At 50.1% G+C, this 655-nt stretch carries 1 protein-coding gene; it reads right to left on the bottom strand.

From position 1 onward, the window contains the following. Nucleotides 1–313 precede the first annotated feature (313 nt). Nucleotides 314–655, bottom strand: a 342-nt coding sequence (locus RCO25_RS34665) for a transposase (RefSeq protein WP_309000580.1), incomplete at its 5' end; no start/stop codon positions are given.

Below are 655 nucleotides of genomic sequence, written 5' to 3'. Positions count from 1 at the left end.
CGGGTACGTTGCTATGAACGTTTTTGTCAATACCTCGTACTTGCATTAACCGAAACACTAGGCGCGGGGGCAAATAAGCGAGCGACGGTCGGCACGCTGCTATCCGTGGGTTGGTTACCACATTCAATGCCTTCGTCAAGGAGAGCGATTACCAGCTAGTGACGCACGTTCGGTTTCACAACCTAGTGCAAACGTACCACGTACATTCTCTCCTAAACCTTCGTTTGCCCCCGGGCCTAATGTTCCGGTGTTTTTGCGATGTGTGCAAGCAATACTTCTTGCTAAAATTACCCTTTCGACTTTTGAGAAGCAACTAACTTACGTTTTTCTGCTTTCCGTCATCTGTGAGTTCACCTTGTTCCGCGATTCGAGCGACGGCCCAAATAAACCCAACTAATTCTCGGGCAACGGCACCGATGGCCACGTTTTTATGCTTGCTCTTTCCGAAAACAAGCCGGCGGTATTTCATATGCAATCTCTCTTGCGCTTTCCATGACAACAACTGCACAGCTGCAGGCAATCCTTCTAATCGGTTAGCTAAATCACCCTTAACGGCTGGTCGATGACGGTAGCTCCATGCCGACTCCACCAACGTACGACGCAAGTGGTTATTGCCCGCTTTTGTCATCGAACCTCGGCGCGTGCTCTGACCTGA

The organism is Paenibacillus sp. LHD-38 (assembly GCF_031157315.1).
In the GTDB taxonomy this organism is placed as follows: domain Bacteria; phylum Bacillota; class Bacilli; order Paenibacillales; family Paenibacillaceae; genus Pristimantibacillus.
The sequence above is the reverse complement of the archived record's forward strand: the minus strand, read 5'-3'. Positions and strand labels throughout refer to the sequence as shown.